At 40.8% G+C, this 20,640-nt stretch carries 16 protein-coding genes; 5 read left to right on the top strand and 11 right to left on the bottom strand.

The features are described from left to right. Positions 1-20: 20 nt before the first annotated feature. Positions 21-3,050: an Ig-like domain-containing protein gene (locus tag M9194_RS19500; RefSeq protein WP_250614371.1), complete on the bottom strand. Its 3,030-nt coding sequence runs from the start codon at positions 3,048-3,050 to the stop codon at positions 21-23. A 250-nt stretch (positions 3,051-3,300) separates the two neighbouring features. On the opposite strand from M9194_RS19500, the gene M9194_RS19505 reads away from it, so the two are divergent. Next, entirely contained in the window at positions 3,301-3,831 is a 531-nt protein-coding gene (locus M9194_RS19505; protein WP_250614372.1) for a GrpB family protein, read from the top strand. Between the two features lie 55 nt (positions 3,832-3,886). Here the strand turns inward: M9194_RS19505 and M9194_RS19510 are convergent, their stop codons facing one another. Further along, positions 3,887-4,177 (bottom strand): putative quinol monooxygenase, encoded by a 291-nt coding sequence (locus M9194_RS19510; RefSeq protein ID WP_250614373.1) that lies wholly within the window; start codon positions 4,175-4,177, stop codon positions 3,887-3,889. A 164-nt stretch (positions 4,178-4,341) separates the two neighbouring features. Here M9194_RS19510 and M9194_RS19515 point away from each other — a divergent pair, with 164 nt between their 5' ends. Together M9194_RS19515 and M9194_RS19520 are read left to right on the top strand one after the other, a co-directional pair. Further along, entirely contained in the window at positions 4,342-5,265 is a 924-nt protein-coding gene (locus M9194_RS19515) for a LysR family transcriptional regulator (protein WP_250614374.1), read from the top strand. 271 nt (positions 5,266-5,536) lie between these two features. Beyond that, positions 5,537-6,097, top strand: coding sequence for a porin family protein (locus tag M9194_RS19520; protein ID WP_250614375.1), 561 nt, complete (start codon positions 5,537-5,539; stop codon positions 6,095-6,097). A 213-nt stretch (positions 6,098-6,310) separates the two neighbouring features. Here the strand turns inward: M9194_RS19520 and M9194_RS19525 are convergent, their stop codons facing one another. From M9194_RS19525 to M9194_RS19535, 3 genes are all read right to left on the bottom strand, one after another. Next, on the bottom strand, positions 6,311-8,152 hold the full coding sequence (locus M9194_RS19525) for a hypothetical protein (RefSeq protein WP_250614376.1): 1,842 nt from the start codon (positions 8,150-8,152) through the stop codon (positions 6,311-6,313). A 320-nt stretch (positions 8,153-8,472) separates the two neighbouring features. Continuing rightward, positions 8,473-10,536 (bottom strand): phospholipase D-like domain-containing protein, encoded by a 2,064-nt coding sequence (locus M9194_RS19530; protein ID WP_250614377.1) that lies wholly within the window; start codon positions 10,534-10,536, stop codon positions 8,473-8,475. Positions 10,537-11,122: 586 nt separating this feature from the next. Then, entirely contained in the window at positions 11,123-11,866 is a 744-nt protein-coding gene (locus M9194_RS19535; protein WP_250614378.1) for a YciK family oxidoreductase, read from the bottom strand. Positions 11,867-12,127: 261 nt separating this feature from the next. Between M9194_RS19535 and sohB the strand changes: the two genes are divergently transcribed. Continuing rightward, positions 12,128-13,189 carry a protease SohB gene (gene sohB / locus M9194_RS19540; protein ID WP_250614379.1) on the top strand — a complete coding sequence of 354 codons (1,062 nt, stop codon included), beginning with the start codon at positions 12,128-12,130 and terminating at the stop codon, positions 13,187-13,189. A 255-nt stretch (positions 13,190-13,444) separates the two neighbouring features. On the opposite strand, the gene M9194_RS19545 is transcribed toward sohB, so the two are convergent. Together M9194_RS19545 and rrtA are read right to left on the bottom strand one after the other, a co-directional pair. Continuing rightward, the gene (locus M9194_RS19545; protein ID WP_250614380.1) at positions 13,445-13,966 is read right to left on the bottom strand and encodes a CHRD domain-containing protein; all 522 of its coding nucleotides are present in this window, start codon (positions 13,964-13,966) and stop codon (positions 13,445-13,447) included. 292 nt (positions 13,967-14,258) lie between these two features. Beyond that, positions 14,259-14,741: a rhombosortase gene (rrtA, locus tag M9194_RS19550; RefSeq protein WP_250614381.1), complete on the bottom strand. Its 483-nt coding sequence runs from the start codon at positions 14,739-14,741 to the stop codon at positions 14,259-14,261. A gap of 66 nt (positions 14,742-14,807) precedes the next feature. Between rrtA and M9194_RS19555 the strand changes: the two genes are divergently transcribed. Next, complete coding sequence (locus tag M9194_RS19555) at positions 14,808-15,413, top strand: tRNA-uridine aminocarboxypropyltransferase (RefSeq protein ID WP_250614382.1); 606 nt, start codon at positions 14,808-14,810, stop codon at positions 15,411-15,413. 30 nt (positions 15,414-15,443) lie between these two features. Here the strand turns inward: M9194_RS19555 and M9194_RS19560 are convergent, their stop codons facing one another. The 4 genes from M9194_RS19560 to M9194_RS19575 form a co-directional block, all read right to left on the bottom strand. Next, positions 15,444-16,625 (bottom strand): C40 family peptidase, encoded by a 1,182-nt coding sequence (locus M9194_RS19560; protein ID WP_250614383.1) that lies wholly within the window; start codon positions 16,623-16,625, stop codon positions 15,444-15,446. A gap of 541 nt (positions 16,626-17,166) precedes the next feature. After that, positions 17,167-18,489: an anti-phage deoxyguanosine triphosphatase gene (locus M9194_RS19565; protein WP_250614384.1), complete on the bottom strand. Its 1,323-nt coding sequence runs from the start codon at positions 18,487-18,489 to the stop codon at positions 17,167-17,169. A 49-nt stretch (positions 18,490-18,538) separates the two neighbouring features. Continuing rightward, on the bottom strand, positions 18,539-19,123 hold the full coding sequence (yfbR, locus tag M9194_RS19570; RefSeq protein ID WP_250614385.1) for a 5'-deoxynucleotidase: 585 nt from the start codon (positions 19,121-19,123) through the stop codon (positions 18,539-18,541). Positions 19,124-19,219: 96 nt separating this feature from the next. Beyond that, complete coding sequence (locus M9194_RS19575; RefSeq protein WP_250614386.1) at positions 19,220-20,434, bottom strand: pyridoxal phosphate-dependent aminotransferase; 1,215 nt, start codon at positions 20,432-20,434, stop codon at positions 19,220-19,222. Positions 20,435-20,640 lie beyond the last annotated feature (206 nt).

A 20,640-nucleotide genomic window follows, 5' to 3' on the forward strand; every position in this document is an offset into this window, starting at 1 on the left:
TCTGAAAACGTTAAATCACATCAGAAGTAATCATGGCCAAACTTTACTCCGTGATGTCTTAATATAATCCACTTAGATTTTGAAGAGTCATACTTTAATAATATCGATGAACCGCGAACTATCTTTATTTTTTTATAGTGAGTTTCTATATTCTCAACGGCTAACCAGGTATCGTAAAGAAATCTTATTGTATCCGAACGAATCAAAATTTGAGTGCCATCATTTAGTTGAATGCTATCGTTAACTAGATCTCCTTCAACTTCTTCATTACTAGGAAGAGTAATTCTTGGGCTCCAGTGCCAATTCCATAACTCAAAAAATAAAAGGTGGTAGGGTTGACCATTATATACTTTAGGTATGGTCAATTTAGCACGATCTTTTCCGCCAATATCTACAGGATCTGATTTTATTAAAGAAAATGAACCTGATTTGTTATTTAGGCTAGCGGTAACCTTGTGCTCACCTGTACTCCCTTTAAGATTGACTATTCTTCCGTTAGGTGAATTTGGGCTCCAAGTAGCACTATCATTGACTATTTCCTTTGTACCATCAGAAAATTCAGCGGCGGCTATAAAGTGTACTGAAACAGGTGATGAACTAGGAGCGGGAACCACACTCTCATCTAAACTTAGAGATAAATTGGTTAAAAACGGATCCGTCACCGTATAAATCGTTGAACCCTTGGCTTCAGCAAACACGGCTGTAATAGTAATTGAGTTACCAAGTTCTTCTATTGCATGGATAAGCCCTTTAGGGGAAACAGTTAAAGATGATGCATCAGAGCTTGTCCAAACAGCTTGCTCAGTGATGTCTTGCGTCGTACTGTCTGACAGTTTTGCTGTCGCTTTTAACTGGCGTCTCAACCCCTTAGCAATCGTATTCTCTTGTGCATTATTTGCCGAATTCTGCTCTGTTATACTGATGGATTGGACAATAGCATCAACCACGGTATAACTCATGGCTCCCTCTATATTACCAAACTTGGCAGTAATAACCGTCGGTTCACCAATAACTTCCAGTGCATTTATTCGTCCTGTTGGAGAAACAGATAAAGATGATGCGTTAGAACTTTTCCACGATGCTTGAGCAGTAATATCTTGTGTTGTCTCATCTGAGAAATTTGCTGTTGCTTTTAGCTGCTGTCTGAGCCCTTTCGCGATGGTATGTTCTGTAGCACCATCAAGTGGGTTTTGCTCTATTATACTAATGGATTGAATAACGGCACCAGTCACGGTATAAGCCTTTGAGCCTTCTCTTTCATCAAACTTGGCAGTAATAGTCGTCAATTGGCTACTCTCACCTAATGCATGGATAAGCCCTGTTGGAGAAACAGTTAAAGATGACACATCAGAGCTGACCCAAGAAGCCTCATTAGTAATATCTTGTACTGTATTATCAGAGAAGTTTGCTGTTGCTTTTAGTTGCTGTCTCAACCCCTTAGAAATGGTACTATCACCTACACCATTCACAGGGTTTTTCTCTGTTATGCTGATGGACTGAATAACGGCTTCCACCACGGTATATCGGCTTGAACCTCTATTTTCGTTAAGCACGGCAGTAATCGTAATGGGTTCATCATGAGCTTTCAAAGCATGCATGCGCCCTTGACTAGAAACAGTGATAAATAAAGGATTGGAACTTATCCAAGCTGCTTGAGCAGTAATGTCTTGTGTTGTGTCATCTGAGAAGTTTGCGATAGCTTTGAGGTTTTGGGTGAGGCCTAAGGCTATTTCATTATCAGTCACCCCCAAAACTGGGTTATCCTCGATGATGCTGATTGATTGAATAATAGCGTCGGTTACTACATAATTTCTCTGGCCTTGTACTTGATTTGACGTCGCAGTGATAGTGATTGATTCTCTTGAATTTTTCAACGCATGAATAAGCCCTGTTGGAGAAACAGATAAAGATGATGCATCAGAGCTCACCCATGAAGCCTGAGCAGTAATATCTTGAGTTGTGCCATCAGACAAGTTTGCCGTCGCAACTAATTGTTGCCTAAGCCCCTTAGCAAGGATATTTTCATCAACACCATTCACTGGGTTTTTCTCAGTTATATTGATGGTTTGAACAATTGCATGCGCTACAGTATAGATGCTTGAGCCACTCTTCCCATTAAAGTTAGCTGTGATAGTAATTGGCTTACCAATATTTTTGACTGCATGCATTAACCCTTTATTAGACACCTTATTGGAAACAGAAATAGAGGAGGAATCAGAGCTTAGCCAAGCCGCCTGAGTAGTAATATCTTGTGTGTTTCCATCAGATAGGTGTGCTATGGCTTTGAGATTCTGGCTAAGACCTATTGCTATCTGATTTTTTGTCACACCTAAGATAGGATTGTCTTCTACTATGCTGATCGACTGCAAAACAGCATTGGTTACAATAAAAGCAATAGACCCTTTTTTGCCTTGGAGTCTCGCCGTAATTTCTACCTTTTCATTGCTCTGCTTTATAGCACGTATAATACCTTTATTTGATACGCTTACAGATGGGTCAGTACTTCTCCATAAAGCATCATTAGTAATATCTTGCATAGAATTGTCAGACATTATCGCAGTGGCTTTTAACTTTTGGCTAAGGCCTTTAGCTATTGTAAATTTTTTCCCCCCAGAAGCAGAAGACGCCTCAGTGACACTTATTGACCGTATAAACAAATCGACTACATTTACTTTAAAAGTCCCATAGACCCCATTTGGGAGAGTCGCCTTGATTGAACCAACCCCAAAATTTACACCAAACACTAGACCTTTATCCGTCACACGGAGAACTTTTTCATCGGAGCTGTTCCACACTACTTCTTTTGTAATATCTCTGGTTGTGTTATCTCGATACACCGCTGTAGCAATGAGTTGTTCACTAAGTCCTCGAGTAAGTCTAGGTGACGTAGCCCCGTCGCTTATTTTTTCTTGGGTTATAGAAATGGCAACGACATCATTATAATGGGACGCTTTATGCTGTGAGTCAGTGTCAGAATCAGAAGAGTCGGTCTTGCATGAAGATAAAACCAAACAAAATATGAAGACTAACGGATATTTACTGCTTTTCATATAATTAAGCCCATTCCATGAAGTATTGAATCGCTTTAAGGGCTGTCGAGTCTAAGAGAAATGCTTTCTATAAACCTCGATAATTCCTTTTGTACATTCTCTTGAAGAGCATAGTAGGTCTTTTGACATGCTTCAAAAAACAGCTAGGGATGGACTCAAGTTCTATTGCAAACTTTAATTGCATATGATAGTGCTCTTTTGGAGATATAAGGTTATCATACGACGCCATTTTACAGAGAGCGGAAATATTATGAGCTTAAGAGTGGTCGAAGTCATCGAGCATAACGATGAATGGCAACGTAATTTCAATCAAGAGAAAAGTCTGTTAAGTGGCGTGCTAGAAGCTTCAAATGTTGCCCAAATACATCATATTGGCAGCACTTCAGTGGAAGGACTATGCGCAAAGCCTATTATCGATATTCTTCTTGAAGTGCATAGCCTTGAAGAATTGGACGCGAACACTAAAGAGATGGAATCTTTAGGTTATGAAGCCAAAGGCGAATTTGGTATTGAAGGGCGACGTTACTTTCAGAAAAGTGCCGAGAAGAGAACGCATCAGGTTCACGCATTTTTGCTGGACTCGCGACAAGCGAAGCGGCATTTAGCGTTTCGGGATTATCTAAGAGCATTTCCCGATATCGCCAGCGAATATGGGCGCATCAAAAAGGAAGCTGCCGCCATGTGTCAAAATGATATTGAAGTCTATATGGACTACAAAGATGGCTTCATTAAAGAGCATGAAGCGAAAGCTCTTGAATGGATTAAGTACCAGAAAGCTTGAGTAAACTAGGTGCTGGTGTCGCAGCACCTGTTCACATCCTTACAATATTTTAGAGCTAGTCAATTTGAGTCATTTCATTGAGAGTGAAATTTTCTACGCAACCCTCGGTGGCTTGCATGTAATCTTGTAGATGTTGAGTTTCCATATGAACTTGCCAAAGTTCACGAGAGGCCCAGTTTTCGTAAAACATGAAATGAGCTGGGTTTTCATTGTCTTGGTGAAGGTCATAGTTAATACAACCTTCTTCAGAGCGAGTGATATTAATCAACTTTATAAGTTCAGCTTTCACAAGTTCCACTTTCTCTTCATTAGCGACAATATTGGCCACAATAGTTAGCTTAGTCATGATGTTTTCCTATATTTTGAACGGTTTTGCTCTTGCGAAAGAGCGCGATTGATAAAGCAACATAGTAAAGCGGTTATTGTTCGTTGGAAACACGCTATACTTTGAATTATTGTCAAAAATAATTTGACAATAATAGGTTGTTTGGAATGACAAGGGCGTAGGTCGTGCTAATTGAAGATTTAGAAATCATATTAAAAGTGGCGGAATTTAGAAGTATCACGGCAGCGGCTACCAGTCTCGATATGCGCACTGCTACCGCTAGCGCTGCCGTAAAGCGAGTTGAGACTGCGCTAGGGGTCGAGTTGTTCATCCGTACTACTCGCCGTTTAAAGCTATCGGCGGCTGGTGAAAAGTATCTGCCACAATGTGAGCAAGCCTTAATGATGCTTGCACAAGCAAAAATGAATATGCAAGAAGATCTCGGCATTATTGATGGCAAAATTCGCATTGCACTGTCTTCGGATCTTGGCAGGAATTTAGTAGTACCATGGCTTGACGATTTTGTGCTGGAATATCCAAATGTTTCGCTCAATGTTCACATCAGTGACAGCAATATTGATTTTTATAGAGACTCGGTTGACATGGCGCTGCGTTATGGCTCACCAACCGATGCCAATATGTATGGGTTTAAAATATGTGACGTACCACGAGTGATATGTGCAAGTCCTGACTACTTGAGTAAAAACGGTACGCCAACTAAGCCAAGCGAGCTACTAGAGCACAATACTTTGTGTTACCAGCTCCAGGATATCTTGCAAAATGAATGGTTGCTAACCAATGGCAAACGTAGCCATAAGGTAAGGCTTAAGGGCAACCGAGAATCTAACGATGGAGATCTCGTGAGACGTTGGTGTGTGGACGGGAAGGGTATTGCTATAAAATCTAGCCTCGATATGTCAAAGGATCTGTTGTCCGGAAACGTCGTTGCCATCATGCAAGCTTACAAACCCACCCCAACCGAGTTGTGGCTAGTGCTTCCTAGCCGACAATCGATTACTCCCACAGTTAGGCTATTAAGAGATAGGCTAAGAATGAAGTCTAAGCAGCTTTTGGAGAAGCTCGAAGTTGCAGGAATTTTAATGGATTAGTCCGCTGTTTATTTTTCTTAGGGTAAACTTTGAGCACTAAAAAACAGCATGCTTATCAAGCACTAGTAGCTCAAGGGTATTGGAGCTCTGTTAAATATAGGCGTCTTATTTCATCCTGATACTGGATGTGAAGCCATAAAGGAAGGCATGTAAGTTCTGCTTGGGACCGAAACTAAATAGTTCAGAGATGATCAAATTTATAATAAAACCAATGTGTTACTCTTCTTAGGGCTTTAGTGAAAATTTAAACTACCAGTCATGAGTATATACAATGAAGAAAGTCGCGATAACTTTGGTTTGTTATGCATTATTGACAACGCGTGCATTCGCAGGAATAAGTGATCCTGGCTTTTACGTTGGTGGCGGTATAGGGCTAACGAAAAGTAAAATTACTCATCTAGATTCGAATACCAATTCAGATACTTCTGATGGCGGTGAGGCAACGAAAGTATATGGCGGTTATGTGTTTGATCGAATTGTACATATCGAAAGTTCCTATACCGAATATGGAAAGTCCAATTCTATGGATATCAATTCGCTAGCCTTGTCGATGAACTTGGGTTACACGTTTGATAATGGGCTACGACCATTTACCACTTTCGGGTTGGCTTCTATAGATCTAAATGAATCAGGTGGACAATCTTTTACAGAAGGTTCTGGCGCTGGCTTTCACTATGGAGTTGGCCTCGAATATACGTCAACACAAATAGAAGGACTTGGAATCCGAGTGGCTTATGAAGCTGATGCAATTAACGTGAAAACGTCAGAGTCATCTGATGATGAAACGCTCAATGCTAGCTCTTTTTATATGGGAGCGTCTTACAAGTTCTAATAAACGCTAGCGTAGTAATAATTAATGGACGTCCAGCCCCACCGATAGTTTTGAGATTCATTTAAAGAGGACAGCCTTGCCAAAACTGGCGGTATAACAAGCACCTAATTATACCAAATGTTTGTAGTCAAGCTATCCTTCATAGGTGAAAGGCAGAGTAGCTAATCTAAGGCTCCGTTGCAAAGATTCTTTAACGACAGAGCCTTGGCATCACTAGTTGGAAAAGTAGCGCATTATTGCGTCTTGTAAGTTTTTGGGAGAACTGAGTAAACTACTGCCTACAGACGAGAGGCCTCCATACACTAAACTCGCATTTTCAGAAGCAGAGTTATTTGAAACCAAGAAGTACGTGTAGAGTGCTTTTTCGAAGTAGCCAGTTTCTTTACTTTTGATCCTTCCTTGCCCTACGGCAGCCAGTAGATCAGAGTTCCATCCAATCGCTTGCAGTATTCGCCATACTATAAAGAGAATGTCAGCGCTAAAGTAATTGTTACTATTGTAGTCAGTTTGCGAGAGTCGCCTTGTTAATACTTCACGGCTTTGTTGATCCATATTGGCTGGTGGTATATTTCGATTGTTCCACAGAGCAGTAAATTGCTCAAACCCGAGTGAAAGCCTTGCATAGACATTGTTGGTAAGTTGGTAACCATCACGAATGATATTATCCATGACATCGGATAATATCGATGACAAACTGACCATTGACTCTAAGCGGATTCGGTCAAGGACTTGTAACGTTGTGAGAATATCAGTCTCATTTAATCCATCACTAGATAATCTCGCAAAAAATTCATTAACTAGATTATCAAGTATAGGAGAATGAGCTTTCGGTTGTGATGGGTCTTGTAAAGTGCTTATCATTTTATACAACCTTCTATATTTAAAGGCAGACTTCACGATATTTTTACTTAACCGTATTGTGTGTACGTCTTCTCTCCAAAGTATATCTCGTTCAATTTTCGTACTGCTTTTATTAATATGCTCTTCGATGTTGTACAGCACCAAAACCCGTGCCTTTTGAAAAATAGCCAAGTGGCCAGTATGAATAAGGACACTAATAGGGCATCGATTATCATAATATTTTACGCTGTCCATGTTGATGACGAGCCTAAACTTTGTCTCTATATTAACATCTAAATCGGTTATACCAGTATCCTGCTGTAAAACATCAGGCGCTAGGGCTTCTTCGCTAAATGTATCCTGTGGGCCTAAGATCTTATCTTTGGAGCGATCATAGTTGAGCTCAATTTGGTTATTCCGTACGGGTACGACAGTAGGGTCGCCATAACGTAGGAAAAGCAAAAAGGAAAGCTTTTGCAGCCTATGGTTTTCATTGAGCACCGAAAGGCTGATCGGTAAGCTATGGTAAATTGGGGCATAACTTTTAGGCTTCTTATATTCGATGTCAGATAAGAATGCTTCGTCTTCATACACATCTGAGTATTTTAAATATGGAACGATTTGCTCTACAAGTGAGCGTAGTAATGCTAACTCATTGCTGATACTTTCTTTGGGTAACTCACTATGAAATTCTTTTAAGGAATCATACGCATCTTTTATATATTTGATCGCATCCTTATACGATAAGTCGTCTCCATCTACTGAAAGGTTCATATATAACCAATGTAATATCTCTATTTTCCTCTTTTTTGAGTTAGAGTGGTAAGGTTTAATTTTCAAACTTTTGCGAATTTTCTTCAATAGAGCTTGTCTTTTGATGTCACGAATAAGCAATTCATTAGTTCTAAATGGTGCAAGTATTTTCAAGCAGCGCTGGATCATGATTTCAGATCGACCGTGCCCCCTTGCTTTATGAGTTTTTTCTAAGCTTATGAAAGTACGACTACAAATTCTAATGGCGTCGATGGCCTGATCTACGGTTGTATGTGTGTCGCTTATTCTTTGTCTAAGTATTCGGGCCGTATTCTTTTTCGCTTCAGTAAGTTGACCATCCATGAACGCTTTTTTAATTGAACTCGGTTGAGAGTTAATATAGCCGTCTATCGATTGTTGTAAACGAAATCTTGTTGTTTTTGGAATATATTGAAATGGCATTTTAAACCTTGTTAACATTTTGAGTAAAATGTTATAGAAATTATTTGTTACTCCTTAAATTTATCCTATTTAAAGTCTATAAGCTAGTAGAAGATAACATCAATAGAAAAAATAAAGATTTCTATGGACTCTCGGCTAGTAATTTAAATTCATTCGACATAAATTGATGATTAAATAGACTGAGACGCCAAACTTATAGTTTCATCATACATTGTTTCTAATTTGGGGGAATAGATAACTTTACTAGAGTATATGTAAAGTTATCGTTATTTATATTGAGTGAGCGTGTTATCTATAAGCCAGTGAAGCTGCGTCTACAGTTAGTACATTTGACTCAAAGTATAATAATCCATTTTTTTACTATTGCTTCTTGTAATGTCAATGTTTTCATCCATGCGTATAAATGTTAATAAATCGGGGTAACTAAATTGTCGGTTAAGACTTAAGAAATTAGCAAACATGGTTTTTAGTCTTGGAAAGGTATTGCTGTTAAGCAACGTAATTATCTTATTTCCTGTGGTTGTTTTATTATTTGTACCTCTGACAACGATTGCGGTTTTTATGATTTGACAAAAAATATCATAGGTAGAGGTAAACTCATGGAACAAAATTCTACCTATAATTATATCATCGATGTGATTTTTAATTTCTATAAGAGAATGGGATTTTCTATTGCTCCTTAACTTTCCGCTGTAAAATCCATTCGGAAGTATTTTATCTATTAGCCTAGTGAGTTCACTCAACTCACTAATCGTTACTTCATCTCTGTTAACTTCTGAACCATCAGGTACTCTATCAATCGTACAGTCTGGGTAAAATATATTCGACTTTCTATCTTTTAACTTTGAAGGTAAGCGGCTAGTCCAACCAGAGCTTTGAGAAAACACATTCCAAGATAGTGCGGAATTTAAATTCTTCAAATCATACAAATTAAATCTTTCTGCCTTATTCCAAAAGCTATTAAATAATGATTCATATAGACTACTAATATTACTTGACTCAACCAAAATCATATTTTCATGACTTCTGAGAAATGATTGGCCATCTAAATTATGAGTGCCAGTCATTAAAAAGTCTTCACGTCCTAATCTAGATGATTTTAACCCATAGACCTTTGCATGATCCACAAATCCATTTTCTAAAAGCCCAATATCATTTTCGCTATTGTGAGTGACTCTATGGAAGTCATTAATGGTTTTATCGGGGCACAGAAACCTTAGCTCAAACCTAGCCCCAGGTAAAAAATGTACATCTTTTACGAAATTATACAAATAACGGAATCTGTTAGACATATTACGGTGGTCACCGTTATAAAAAGGCATAAGAAGGTTTACACGACACCCCTTTGATAAGGCCTTTTTAATGAGATCTATTATTATATCCCCCCAAGATCCATTTCTAAGAAAAATAGTATCTCCTTGTTGAGCTTGATCGAACATTTCCTCAAAAGCAATCCTTATAGGTTGTTTAGAGCGGAAAGAGGAGAAATTTCTACCAATATTATTAATCCACATTAAGGATTGATAGTGGAGGCTTCTAGCCTCAGGAATAAATAATAGACACCTATGTTTGTTCGGGAAATGAGATAAGTCACGCGAGTAATTTAGATTTCTCTTATATATCCCTCTCAGGATTCTAGCTGATGTGTCTATATCCTCTGGTACTAGAGTACCACGATGACTGATTCTCGTTATATATGATGCAGTTGATAGCTGATATTTTTCAAAATACTCAATCATATAACGAGTTAACTCATAGCTTATGAAAGCTAGCCCAGAGTCATACCAATGTGGCTTTGATTTGTTACCTAAACTAGCCCCTAATGTTGACGAGAAGCAATTATCATTAATACAGTATTTGTTATGATGGGTTCCAAGAACGCTTGGACTTGCTGCGATGAAGTTTACTCTGCATCTAATGCCATCTATTCTTATTTTTCTAGCACTTTCGAATAACGATTTATCAAAATTATCATCTTCAATTTGATTGTTATAGGTGTTTATTACATCATCCCATGAATATTCATCACTATCATGGTTTTCTCTCGTACTAATTGTGGTTTTTTTTCCAACAACAACACGTTGAATTGACGGTGCATTGTAAAGAAAATAGAAGTTGAAGTTACGATCGTTCTGCCTTTCTCCTATAGCCCTCAGTATCGCAAACATAGTATTTGATACCCTGCCTTCTATTTTTTCATTCCCTAAAGGTTTAATTCCATAGGTTGTTATTATTGCCAGTCTGTCTGCTAACATAATACAATCGTGTGCCAAGTAACATTGTTCGGGCTCACTGCCTATTGTTTGATTGAAAACCAATGCATCTCTATTATCTATTCTTGATGCAAATTCATGCCCAATTTCATGTTTTAGCTCTTGAAGCATACTAAATATCACCTGACTCCTAACATTTAAAATACCAGCCTTTATATTCTCCCAGCATGTAGGCGGCGAACACGCTTTACTTTTTGCAACTCAAAGAATATTTTTACTTGATAATCCTCACCCTCTGGTTCATATGCAATAATATCATAGTGAAACTAGTGCATTGGTTGTAGTTGCACATTGTTTTGACACGCAACAGAGATGATGTATGGGTTTAAAATATGGTGAAGGACCACGAGCGTAGTGCGCCAGTCCCAATTACTTGAGTATAAATGGCACACTATCTGAGCCGAGCGAGCTATTAGAGCAAATACCTTGTGTTACAAGCTTCAGGATATTTTGTACAATGAAAGGTTGCTAGCCAATGGCAAACGTAGCCATAAGGAAGGTTTAAGGGCGACCGAGAATCGATTACTCCTACAGTTAGGCTATTAGGAGATAGGCTGAGAATGAAGGCCAAGCAGTTTTTGGAGAAAAATAACGTGCAGGGGTTTTAATGGGATTAGGCAGCTTAATAGACGCATAATGCACCGCCATCTATTAAGCTACTCTGCCAGTAATATTAAATTAATCCCCAACCCATCCGCTATTTTTTCGGCTGCGCATCAATGCATTGGCCGTGCACTTCTTTGCCCTCTGGAGCCATCAGGTATAGGTACAGTGGGATGATATCTTTTGGCGTTTTTAGTTGCTCTGCATCTTCAGCAGGAAACGCTTGCGCGCGCATGCTGGTTCGTGTGCCGCCTGGGTTGATAGCGTTAACACGAATAGAGGTGTCACTTAGCTCATCGGCGAGCACTTGCATCATCCCTTCTGTGGCAAATTTTGAAATGGAATAAGTTCCCCAAAACGCACGCCCAATGTGTCCAACTGTGGAAGAGGTGAAGACAATGCGAGCATCGTCTGACTTACGCATTAACGGGATCAGCGCCTGAGTCATTAAGAATTGGGATTTGACATTCACTTGCATCACTTGGTCGAACGTTGATTCTGAGATTTGTTCGAACGGGCTTAATACACCTAATACTCCAGCGTTGTGCAAGATGCCATCAAGTCGGCCGAACTGGCTTTCGATAGTATCGACCATGTCTAAATAGTTTTGTTTGCTTGCGCCGTTCATGTCCAAAGGGATGATGGCTGGGGTAGGATAGCCTGCGGCTTCAATTTCGTCGTAAGTCTGCTCAAGTTTTTTTACGGTACGACCCAGTAAAATAACTGTGGCCCCGTGTTCTGCGTAGCTCAATGCGGCTTGCTTGCCGATGCCTGCTCCGGCACCCGTAATCAAAATAATTTTATCTTTCAGAGCATTTTCAGATACTGAGTAGTTCAATGTGAGCATCCTTATAAGTAAAATAAGAGTCTTTAGAGGTGAAGAGTACCGATAGAAGTGACAAGTTACGCTGCCTTACCGTTCTCTCTACTCTAGGAAGTTTACAAGTCACGAGCAGGTTTTCAGCAGGACGACTGCCTGAAATCATCATGTTCGCGGGAAGGCTATGATGCCTTGGTCTCAAATAACACTTATCGAAACAAGCATCTTGAGGTCACTTGGGTATACAATACACGAATTCACTCAATTGGGGATAATACATTGGAATTTTTGTTGGATTATGGGCTATTTCTAGCCAAGATTGCGACAGTCGTGATCGCGATAATTGCGATTTTAGTTATCGTTAAAGGACTAGGCGGAAAAAGTGCAGCGGCCAAAGGCGAGCTGGAAGTGACCAATCTCACTGAGCAGCATAAACACACCATAGAGCAGTTAGAGCACCATCTGCATGATGACGCTTTCATCAAAGCTCGTGATAAAGCCGAGAAAAAAAGCGAAAAAGAAAAAAATAAATCCCGTGAGAAGGAAGTGAAAAAGGCGGCGAAAGAGGGAGAGCTGGATACTAAGCGTGAACCTCACTTATTTGTGCTCGACTTTAATGGCAGTATTGATGCTAAAGAAGTCTCATCACTTAGAGAAGAAGTGACCGCTATTCTTGCCGTCGCGAGAGAAGGTGATGAAGTATTGCTACGTTTAGAGTCCGGTGGCGGAATGGTTCACGGCTACGGTTTGGCCTCTTCTCAGTTAGACAGACTTAAAAATGCCAGCCTTCCTTTAACTATCTCGGTTGATAAAGTGGCGGCGAGCGGCGGCTATATGATGGCGTGTATAGGCGACAAAATTGTGTCTGCACCATTTGCTATTGTTGGCTCTATTGGTGTTATCGCGCAGCTACCTAACTTCAATAAGCTTTTGAAAAAGCATGATATCGAGTTTGAGCAGTTAACAGCAGGCGAATACAAGCGTACGCTCACCATGTTTGGTGAGAACAGCGACAAGGCACGTGAAAAGTTCAAGCAAGAGCTTGAAGAAACTCATGGCTTATTCAAAGACTTTATTCGCCAACACCGTCCAGAGCTTGAGTTAGACAAAGTGTCTACTGGTGAGCATTGGTATGGGACTCAAGCTAAAGAGCTTGGTTTAGTCGATGATATTAAAACTTCTGATGATATTGTGGTTGAAGCCTGCAAAGATAAAACGGTACTTGCCGTTCGTTACGTGCGCAAGAAAAAGCTGGCTGATAAGCTTGTTGGTGTGGCCGGAAATGTGGCGGATGGCGTTTTACTGAAACTTGCTAATCGTGGCCAAAGACCCATTGTGTAAGTTGTTAAATAAGTTACTGAACGCACACGATTATAATTGATTAGTGTTCGAAATATAAAATAGTAAGCTCCAAAGATATTTATATCTCTGGGGCTTTTTATTTAAATGAAAAATGTGATCTTGTTTTTATAATAGCCAATGGATATCTATTGGACTTGTATATATTAAAAAAAGCCGAGCCATAAGGCTCGGAAAATAATACAGGAAAAATAGAAGAGTAGAACTAGGGTTAACTAAATTAGAACAAAATTGTCATTAAGAGGGCATGACTTGACCACGGATCTCACCAGCCTTATTCAGCTTGGTGTGAAGGTTAATATAGATGTCACCTTCGAGAAGCTCTTTCACTTCATTCTTAGGCACAGTCCATACACCTGTTAACACGCCGTAATTGTGCTCTTGTTTCTCAGTCACGATAGGTTTTGCTGGCTTATCTGGCATACCAAAAATGGTTTGAGCAATTGGTCCATCAGTGGTCGCATAGCCTTCATGGAAATGAGCCATAAACGGCGTGCTGCTTAGGCCTGCGTAGTCGATGGTAAAAGAAAGCTGTCTGGTTTTTGGGTTAAACAAGAATGCGCCTACACCTCTTGCAGTTGCCGGTGTTTTAGGGCTGGTTGCCGTTGCTTCTTGTGGGACAGTCAATGTGGCTTTCATGATGATGGGTGTGGTGACGGGGACAGGGGCTGGCATTTGCATTGCGTTAGCTGACATCGAAAATGCGGAGCCGACCACTAGAGCCGCAGACAATACAGAAAGTTTTTTCATCTTCATCATAATATAGCCTTTATTAATAAGTTAACGTTGGGAGTTCGATTAAATTAGCAATATTAGGCTGTAATGGGAAATAGATTCTATCGATAGTTGTCATAGGGAAAATCTATTATACTTTCTTTCGTAAAATACAGAATGTCGTATTTTATAATTGTGTGAGAAACTATATTTGTGTTAATTTGTCATGTTTTTATGATATGAATAATATTATCATTTACAGATATAGAGTTAGCAAATACCAGTATGAAATACTGTAAATGAGTCTGAAAATATTTTGTGAGCATATTTTATAAGACTATTTGGAGATATGTCGATATCGGCTTGCTAACGCCAACAGTAAGCCTCCGATAGTCCCAGCTAAATGTGCTTGAATAGCGATAGGTGCGTCTATCCATTCACTGGTGGTTGAGGATGGACCAAATACATGCTCCCAAACCACTTTACCCACCACACCGATGACCAATAGCCAGCTTGAACGCCTGCCACTTAGTGCCTCTTGCAGAGCGTAATAGGCGAATAAGCCATGCAGTATGCCAGATAGCCCGAGATAGCTGGTGATATTGGTGAAGAGCAAGCTAATGCCAACTACGATTGAAAGATAGAAAAATACCAGGAGAAAAGATTTTGTTTTAGGCTGAAATAGAAAACAAATGATCCATAATCCAGCCAAGTCCATAGCAAGGTGAGCAAGGTTGGTATGAGTTAAGTTTCCTGTTACGATCCGCCACCACTGGCCTTGATGGATATCGTATACGTTCCAGATAACAGCACTTTTCATTGGCTCGAATTGAAGGGCCAGGCAGATGATACTAATAACAGCTAATACAAGGTATAAAATCACGATATGTCTCGATATTGTTTAACGTGTGGCAAAGCTCAAAAAGCCTGTATTTGTCAGTGGATACAAGTGCTCGCATCGGATGCAGAGCTGATCATCCTGCAACATCCAAGTGAGCAACACAAACCGCTTGGTACCGCCAGAATTTTGCAGCTTTCACTGCCAAATTGCCAAATCATTGTCGGTGAAAACTTTTCAAACAATGAGCGAGTGAATCAGCTTTTGTTAGAGTCAGACACGTTGAATTGCGTCTTGTTCCCCAATGAGCAATCTCAGCTGGTCTCTCATTGTCTAACTACTCCCAGTCAACAAAAAACGTGCATTTTCCTCATAGATGGTACATGGCGTAAAGCCTATAAGATATGGCAACTGTCCACCAACTTACAGACGTTACCGAGTATACACTTACCCGAAGAGCTTAGGGGACAATACTTAATTCGAAAAGCCCCAACCCAAAACAGTGTATCTACGGTGGAAGCGGGGTATTGTATTTTATCGATGTTAGAGCCAGATAAAGATTTCACACCACTACTGAATACTTTTCAACGTATGATTGAGTATCAAATCAAGCAAATGCCGGAAGGTGTGTTCGAGAAAAACTACCGCAGCTGAAACACGTCCCTGTGTTTCGAATAAGCGCAGTTAGCAAGGCAGTTTAAGAGATTGGTTATATTTAATGACACTTGAATCAAGGTCATTGAGATCTTTAATCTCCGAAACGGAAGTGTGGAATTTGTTTGCAATACCCGACAATGTATCGCCAGATTTCACTTTGTAGTCAAATCCTGCAGGGTAGTTCGACTGACGCACTTTTAGTACTTCACCAATACGAATGACATTGTTCTTCAGGTGGTTATCTTTTTTCAGTTGATCGACTGAGATAGAGAAATGGCGAGCAATCTTATCTAAGCTATCCCCTGATTTAACGGTGTGTTCAAGCCAGCTGTAACGCAAGAAGCAAGCACGGACGTGACCTTTTCGGAAGGCTTCACCATGTCTGTCAGCAAGGAGTTTTGCTTGTTCTGCTGCTTTTCTCGCAGCCTCTTCACGTGCTTTCTCTTTTCTGATTTCGGCTGCTCTTGCCGCTTCCTCACGACGTTCTTTCTCGATTCGGGCAACGACGGTGCGGTTAACTTCTTCGTTGATGTTTTGGGTACGAACTTGCAAAGCTTGTTTCAGATCTTTAATGACATCGTCGTTGGCCACCACGCGGCGAGCCTGCCAATAATCTTTCACCCAATATGGGTGTTTTAAGCTGCTCATGGCAACACCACGGCTGCTTGTTGAGCTAATGAATTTGTTATTGCCGAGATAAATTCCAACATGACGTTCGTGAACGCCCGTTTTGAAGAAAACAAGGTCGCCGATTTGCAAATCGTCCTTTGGTATTTCTTTGCCTAGTTTGACTTGCCCTAGCGTGGTTCTTGGTAAATACACGCCCAATGCTCCAATGTACACTTGGCGAACAAAAGCAGAGCAGTCGATACCTTTGGAGCTATCACCACCATATTCATAAGGTGTTGCAGCCCAAGTTTGGTAGCTGTTAATTAAGCTGATTTTATAAGCCATTTGTTCTGCGGACGTGAGGTTCTCTGGCTCCGATTTGGTGATGTATTTATGGTCAGTGTTGCGAGAGTCTTGTGCTTGAGTGGTAACAGGTGCCTGGGCTGCGTGATCTACAACTTGATGTGTTGGATGCATTTGATTGGTCTCATTCGATTTAGCTGCGGTGGCAGAACCTGAAGAGGTAGTTGGTATGCTTGCACAACCCGCCAGCAAAAGAGCAGGCAGCGGCAAAAGCATTGGGTGGCGACAAACAGACATTCAAACTCCTAAAGTCAGGAAACGATAAAAGGGCATTTACTTCAACGTGTGAAGTATTAATAAAATGTGATTTCGTTTCTCGGGTTATAATTTATATGTTACGAAAGTGCTTAATGAACGCATTAGACGGTTTGTGGGTCGGAAAAGTCTGTGATGTTGGGGGATAAGTTTTATTAACATAAGAAAAACAACTACAACTTCATTAATTCAAAAATATCAACGTCATGTAACATAATCATTAACTTGCATATACAAATGCAAACGATTTAGATTATGGATTCTCCTTGAAATCCTGCGGACAAATGTTCGAAAAACGTCAATTTGTCACAAATATATGCGTAAGTTTATCATTTTAGATAGACATTACACATGAGAGTTTTTTATTCATTAAGGTTTTTATACTAAACGATGCCTATTCTCTGAGTTAAGTTATCGTGTGGTGTCTCTGATGTCGTTAACAATCATATGGTTATAAAAGAAAACATGGCTCTAGTCTTATAGAGCATAATTATCCGTATGATGAGTTCTTAATAGGCTATCTTTATCGGCTGGCTGAGAAAAGTTGTTGGTGTAAGCGCTGAGCATGTCCATCGGTCATGGATGAAATGTAATCGGCTATCACGCGGTGTTCATCATCGGTGTTACCAGCAGATTGTTGCCATTTTTGCTTGTCGGCTAGCGGTAAGAGGCGCTCGGGCGCGGCATTAAGCGCTTCAAAAATATCCATGATAATCTGCTGGCCTTTGTATTCGGCGATTTGAACGTCAGGAATTTGAATCACAAACTCACTGACAAACTGCTTTAAGATATTTAACGCCGTGTTCATTTCCTCGGTTAAAACCGCATTGTGGCTGAGCAATGGCTCTGAGAAGGTTTCGTCGACAGGCTGAATGGTGACGCTGGTCAGTAGCGCATTGACAATGCCACCTATCGCGTCTTTACGTAGATAATGCTTGCCAGAAAATAGTTTTTTACCTAAAGACGAGATATGTTCGCTGAACCATTCATCGCCAGTGTTTTTAAGTTGCTGCTCTGCTGATTCATACCACTGAGAGTAGGTCACCATGCCTAACACAATGGCATCTTCCAAATCGTGAACACCATAGGCGATATCGTCGGCCAGTTCCATTATCGAGCAATCCAAAGATTTAAATCGAGTTTTATTGTGTACGTTGCTTGGACAGCGTTTATCTCTTAGCGCTGTAAATTTTTGCTGATCTGAAGACGAAAAAGGCGATAACACCCAATCGAGCAAATCACTGTCGCAATCGTAAACACCTTTGGCTGGGAACCAATCACGAGGCTTTAATGTTCTTTGATCGGAAGGCGGGTTAGGGGACTGTTTCTTATGGGTTTGGCTAATTAATGCCGGGTATTTAAGCAAACCCAATAAAGTGCGCCTAGTGAGGTTCATACCGTGGTGTTCAGTGTAGGGTTCAAGCTGAGTCACTATGCGAAAAGTTTGTGCATTTCCTTCAAAGCCGCCATGTTTTCGCATCATAAAATTGAGCGCGACTTCTCCACCATGCCCATAGGGTGGATGACCGATGTCGTGAGCTAAACATATCGCATCAATCAAGCTATCCGACGGCAATATCGGTGCTAATTCTGGATGCTTAGATTTGACCTGAGCTACAATGCCTGTGCCAAGCTGCGCGACTTCCAATGAATGCGTTAAGCGAGTGCGGTGAAAGTCGTTCACACTGGAGCAGTGAACTTGAGTTTTTGACTGTAAGCGACGAAATGCCGCGGAGTGAAGAATTCTCGCTCTATCGCGTTCATATGGATTGCGGTGATCATTGCGGCGGATTTTGTTTTCTTCGTTATTTCGTTGCTGCCAGTACCGATCCATGTTCGTTGTCATCCATCCATCCTTATCGATAAGCGTTATTTACATAAGCAATTCAATATTCTCAACTGATTTCATCTAGGGACAATTTAAAGCTTGGAGCAAAGGTGTCGAGAAAATATTGCATCTCTGGCGATCGCCTTTCTTGCAAGGTCACTTCCAAGCGCTTTTTGGCCAGCGCAAATTCATGGTTTCCAGCGCTGAGCTCTTCGAGACATTTCAAGTAAGCACATATGGTATCAGCTTGTTTTACAATCTCAGTATCCTCTACGTGAGAGGATTGGGATATTAAAAAAGGCGCAAAGTCGTCGCGAAACTCTTCCGGCAGCATCGACAGCAACTTTTGCTCCGCTGCGGATTCTATTTTTTTGTACTCTTTGGCGATTTCTGGATTGTAGTATTTAACGGGTGTCGGCAAGTCGCCAGTGAGTACTTCGCTGGTGTCGTGGTACATGCCTAAAATGGCGATGCGCTCTGGGTTAAGTTGCCCGTCGAATTTTTTGTTTTTAATAACGGCTAAAGCATGAGCGACGAACGCGACTTGAAGGCTGTGCTCAGACACGTTTTCTTTGGAGATAGAGCGCATGAGTGGCCATCGCTGGATATGCTTCATTCTTGCAAGGTGAGCAAAAAAATGACTGTTCTTCATAATCGTGAAATCACCTATATAAACAATTATATAAAAGGGCAAGCCTGTCAAAATTAAGCTCGCCCTAATAAGCATATGAAAGAATGATAAGAAATACTACTGGCTATAGGTAGATAAGAACTGACCAAAGCGGCCGATCGCCGCTTCTAAATCTTCAACATGCGGCAAGGTCACAATGCGGAAATGATCCGGTTTTGGCCAGTTAAATCCGGTTCCTTGCACCAGTAGGACTTTTTCCTGAATTAGGAAATCGAGTACGAGCTTCTGATCGTCTTTGATGTTGTACATTTTGGTGTCGATTTTAGGGAAAAGGTACAAGGCCCCCTTTGGTTTCACGCATGAAACACCAGGAATCTCATTGATCAGCTGCCAAGCCCTATCTCTTTGCTCGAGTAGTCGGCCGCCAGGAAGAATCAGTTCATTAATACTTTGATAACCGCCTAACGCTGTTTGGATCGCATGCTGCATAGGAACATTTGCACATAAACGCATGGATGCGAGCATTTCCAATCCATCAATGTACTTTTTCGCTAAGTGCTTCGGGCCAGTTAAAAACATCCAACCACTGCGGAATCCACAAACGCGATAGGCTTTAGATAAGCCATTAAAGGTGGTAACTAAGACGTCGTCAGCCAAGGTTGCTACGGACGTGTGGGTGGCACCGTCATAAAGAATTTTGTCGTAAATTTCGTCAGCAAAAATAATGAGCTTATGTTGCCTAGCGACTTCAATGACTTCCAATAAAAAGTCTCGGCTGTAGACAGCACCAGTCGGGTTGTTAGGGTTGATGAGAACAATACCACGAGTTTTTGCGGTGATTTTGCTCTTTATATCGTCAAGATCAGGATACCAGTCTGCTTGTTCGTCGCACAGGTAGTGAACAGCTTTGCCGCCAGAAAGAGACACCGAGGCCGTCCAAAGCGGATAATCTGGTGCTGGGACAAGCATTTCATCGCCATCATTGAGTAATGCCTGCATTGCCATGACAATGAGCTCTGACACGCCGTTGCCAATAAATACGTCTTCCACGTCCAAAGCGCGCAGGCCTTTACGCTGGTAATGTTGCACGACGGCTTTTCGAGCAGAGTAGATGCCTTTAGAATCGCAGTAACCTTGAGAGGTAGGCAAATTTCGAATGACATCGACCAGTATTTCGTCAGGCGCATCAAAGCCGAAGGGCGCGGGGTTACCGATATTGAGCTTTAGAATTTTATGGCCTTCTTCTTCCATGCGCTTAGCATGTTTCAATACCGGACCACGAATATCGTAGCATACATTATCGAGTTTTGATGACATCCCGACATTTTGCATTATAGAACCCTTAGAAAATTACAAAAACTAAGACTAAATTACACCAGATCGGTTTTTTTTAGTATAAAAAACTGAAAAATCTTTGATGGACGCTATCCATGCTGTGAAATGACTACGCCTCACATCCCTGTCTAGCATTGAGCCTTATCCATCTTGCTTGATCTCACCTCGCAGTAATTTGGGCTTCAAATTGGTTCTAATGGGTA

The sequence above is a fragment of the Vibrio sinus genome, from assembly GCF_023634645.1.
GTDB lineage: Bacteria > Pseudomonadota > Gammaproteobacteria > Enterobacterales > Vibrionaceae > Vibrio > Vibrio sinus.

What these genes read in the sequence shown, in the direction of transcription:
- M9194_RS19500 (WP_250614371.1), bottom strand. Translation starts at nt 3,050, where the DNA reads ATGAAAAGCAGTAAATATCCGTTAGTCTTCATATTTTGTTTGGTTTTA.
- M9194_RS19505 (WP_250614372.1), top strand. Translation starts at nt 3,301, where the DNA reads ATGAGCTTAAGAGTGGTCGAAGTCATCGAGCATAACGATGAATGGCAA.
- M9194_RS19510 (WP_250614373.1), bottom strand. Translation starts at nt 4,177, where the DNA reads ATGACTAAGCTAACTATTGTGGCCAATATTGTCGCTAATGAAGAGAAA.
- M9194_RS19520 (WP_250614375.1), top strand. Translation starts at nt 5,537, where the DNA reads ATGAAGAAAGTCGCGATAACTTTGGTTTGTTATGCATTATTGACAACG.
- M9194_RS19525 (WP_250614376.1), bottom strand. Translation starts at nt 8,152, where the DNA reads ATGCCATTTCAATATATTCCAAAAACAACAAGATTTCGTTTACAACAA.
- M9194_RS19530 (WP_250614377.1), bottom strand. Translation starts at nt 10,536, where the DNA reads ATGCTTCAAGAGCTAAAACATGAAATTGGGCATGAATTTGCATCAAGA.
- M9194_RS19545 (WP_250614380.1), bottom strand. Translation starts at nt 13,966, where the DNA reads ATGATGAAGATGAAAAAACTTTCTGTATTGTCTGCGGCTCTAGTGGTC.
- rrtA (WP_250614381.1), bottom strand. Translation starts at nt 14,741, where the DNA reads ATGAAAAGTGCTGTTATCTGGAACGTATACGATATCCATCAAGGCCAG.
- M9194_RS19555 (WP_250614382.1), top strand. Translation starts at nt 14,808, where the DNA reads ATGTCTCGATATTGTTTAACGTGTGGCAAAGCTCAAAAAGCCTGTATT.
- M9194_RS19560 (WP_250614383.1), bottom strand. Translation starts at nt 16,625, where the DNA reads ATGTCTGTTTGTCGCCACCCAATGCTTTTGCCGCTGCCTGCTCTTTTG.
- M9194_RS19565 (WP_250614384.1), bottom strand. Translation starts at nt 18,489, where the DNA reads ATGACAACGAACATGGATCGGTACTGGCAGCAACGAAATAACGAAGAA.
- yfbR (WP_250614385.1), bottom strand. Translation starts at nt 19,123, where the DNA reads ATGAAGAACAGTCATTTTTTTGCTCACCTTGCAAGAATGAAGCATATC.
- M9194_RS19575 (WP_250614386.1), bottom strand. Translation starts at nt 20,434, where the DNA reads ATGCAAAATGTCGGGATGTCATCAAAACTCGATAATGTATGCTACGAT.